1 rRNA gene is annotated in these 3271 nt (G+C 56.6%); it reads left to right on the top strand.

The window, feature by feature from the left end:
* Nucleotides 1-116: 116 nt before the first annotated feature.
* Nucleotides 117-3239 (top strand): 23S ribosomal RNA (locus ABZY44_RS37220).
* Nucleotides 3240-3271 lie beyond the last annotated feature (32 nt).

Genomic DNA, 3271 nt, shown 5'->3' with positions numbered 1-3271 from the left:
TGCGGCCGAAAGGCTGTCCTTCTGCGATGCCGGCCCCAGTGAACTTGATCTTATGGTCAGGGTGATGGGTGACTGGTCGTTGCTTGAGAACTACACAGTGGACGCGAGCATCTGTAGGCCAAGTTTTTAAGGGCACACGGTGGATGCCTTGGCACCAGGAACCGATGAAGGACGTGAGAGGCCGCGATAGGCCCCGGGGAGCTGCCAACTGAGCTTTGATCCGGGGGTGTCCGAATGGGGAAACCCGGCAGTCGTCATGGGCTGTCACCCACTGCTGAACACATAGGCAGTGTGGAGGGAACGCGGGGAAGTGAAACATCTCAGTACCCGCAGGAAGAGAAAACAACCGTGATTCCGGGAGTAGTGGCGAGCGAAACCGGATGAGGCCAAACCGTATGCGTGTGATACCCGGCAGGGGTTGCGCATGCGGGGTTGTGGGAATTCTTTTGATCGGTCTGCCGGCCGGTCGGCGAGTCAGAAACCGTTGATGTAGTCGAAGGACATGCGAAAGGTCCGGCGTAGAGGGTAAGACCCCCGTAGACGAAACATCAGCGGCTTGCTTAAGAATCTCCCAAGTAGCACGGGGCCCGAGAAATCCCGTGTGAATCTGGCGGGACCACCCGCTAAGCCTAAATATTCCCTGGTGACCGATAGCGGATAGTACCGTGAGGGAATGGTGAAAAGTACCGCGGGAGCGGAGTGAAATAGTACCTGAAACCGTGTGCCTACAAGCCGTGGGAGCGTCGCCGTCATTCTTCGGAATGACGGTCGTGACTGCGTGCCTTTTGAAGAATGAGCCTGCGAGTTAGCGGTGTGTAGCGAGGTTAACCCGTGTGGGGAAGCCGTAGCGAAAGCGAGTCCGAATAGGGCGATTGAGTTGCACGCTCTAGACCCGAAGCGGAGTGATCTAGCCATGGGCAGGTTGAAGCGGAGGTAAGACTTCGTGGAGGACCGAACCCACCAGGGTTGAAAACCTGGGGGATGACCTGTGGTTAGGGGTGAAAGGCCAATCAAACTCCGTGATAGCTGGTTCTCCCCGAAATGCATTTAGGTGCAGCGTCACGTGTTTCTTGCCGGAGGTAGAGCACTGGATAGGCGATGGGCCCTACCGGGTTACTGACCTTAGCCAAACTCCGAATGCCGGTAAGTGAGAGCGTGGCAGTGAGACTGTGGGGGATAAGCTCCATGGTCGAGAGGGAAACAGCCCAGAGCATCGACTAAGGCCCCCAAGCGTACGCTAAGTGGGAAAGGATGTGGAGTCGCAGAGACAACCAGGAGGTTGGCTTAGAAGCAGCCACCCTTGAAAGAGTGCGTAATAGCTCACTGGTCAAGTGATTCCGCGCCGACAATGTAGCGGGGCTCAAGCGTACCGCCGAAGTCGTGTCATTGCAGCAATAGGGCCAACGCCTGCTGTGATGGGTAGGGGAGCGTCGTGTGCCGGGTGAAGCAGCAGCGGAAGCTAGTTGTGGACGGTTCACGAGTGAGAATGCAGGCATGAGTAGCGATACACACGTGAGAAACGTGTGCGCCGATTGACTAAGGGTTCCTGGGTCAAGCTGATCTGCCCAGGGTAAGTCGGGACCTAAGGCGAGGCCGACAGGCGTAGTCGATGGACAACCGGTTGATATTCCGGTACCCGCTTTGAAACGCCCAATATCGAATCAGGCGATGCTAAGTCCGTGAAGCCGTTCCGGACCCTTCGGGGAAAGGAAAGTGGTGGAGCCGGCGAACCAGACTTGTAGTAGGTAAGCGATGGGGTGACGCAGGAAGGTAGTCCAGCCCGGGCGGTGGTAGTCCCGGGGTAAGGGTGTAGGCCGAGGGGTAGGCAAATCCGTCCCTCATTAAGGCTGAGACCTGATGCCGAGCCGATTGTGGTGAAGTGGATGATCCTATGCTGTCGAGAAAAGCCTCTAGCGAGTTTCATGGCGGCCCGTACCCTAAACCGACTCAGGTGGTCAGGTAGAGAATACCGAGGCGTTCGGGTGAACTATGGTTAAGGAACTCGGCAAAATGCCCCCGTAACTTCGGGAGAAGGGGGGCCATCACTGGTGATCGGATTTACTCCGTGAGCTGGGGGTGGCCGCAGAGACCAGCGAGAAGCGACTGTTTACTAAAAACACAGGTCCGTGCGAAGCCGTAAGGCGATGTATACGGACTGACGCCTGCCCGGTGCTGGAACGTTAAGGGGACCGGTTAGTCACATTTCGGTGTGGCGAAGCTGAGAACTTAAGCGCCAGTAAACGGCGGTGGTAACTATAACCATCCTAAGGTAGCGAAATTCCTTGTCGGGTAAGTTCCGACCTGCACGAATGGCGTAACGACTTCTCGACTGTCTCAACCATAGGCCCGGTGAAATTGCACTACGAGTAAAGATGCTCGTTTCGCGCAGCAGGACGGAAAGACCCCGGGACCTTTACTATAGTTTGATATTGGTGTTCGGTTCGGCTTGTGTAGGATAGGTGGGAGACTTTGAAGCTGTGACGCCAGTCATGGTGGAGTCGCCGTTGAAATACCACTCTGGTCGTGCTGGATGTCTAACCTCGGTCCGTGATCCGGATCAGGGACAGTGTCTGATGGGTAGTTTAACTGGGGCGGTTGCCTCCCAAAAAGTAACGGAGGCGCCCAAAGGTTCCCTCAGCCTGGTTGGCAATCAGGTGTTGAGTGTAAGTGCACAAGGGAGCTTGACTGTGAGACCGACGGGTCGAGCAGGGACGAAAGTCGGGACTAGTGATCCGGCGGTGGCTTGTGGAAGCGCCGTCGCTCAACGGATAAAAGGTACCCCGGGGATAACAGGCTGATCTTCCCCAAGAGTCCATATCGACGGGATGGTTTGGCACCTCGATGTCGGCTCGTCGCATCCTGGGGCTGGAGTCGGTCCCAAGGGTTGGGCTGTTCGCCCATTAAAGCGGTACGCGAGCTGGGTTTAGAACGTCGTGAGACAGTTCGGTCCCTATCCGCTGTGCGCGTAGGAATATTGAGAAGGGCTGTCCCTAGTACGAGAGGACCGGGACGGACGAACCTCTGGTGTGCCAGTTGTCCTGCCAAGGGCATGGCTGGTTGGCTACGTTCGGGAGGGATAACCGCTGAAAGCATCTAAGCGGGAAGCCTGCTTCAAGATGAGTATTCCCACCTCCTTGAGAGGGTAAGGCTCCCAGTAGACGACTGGGTTGATAGGCCAGATGTGGAAGCCCGGTAACGGGTGGAGCTGACTGGTACTAATAGGCCGAGGGCTTGTCCTCAGTTGCTCGCGTCCACTGTGTTAGTTCTGAAG

This window comes from Streptomyces sp. NPDC006544 (genome assembly GCF_040611715.1).
In the GTDB taxonomy this organism is placed as follows: domain Bacteria; phylum Actinomycetota; class Actinomycetes; order Streptomycetales; family Streptomycetaceae; genus Streptomyces.
The sequence above is the reverse complement of the archived record's forward strand: the minus strand, read 5'-3'. Positions and strand labels throughout refer to the sequence as shown.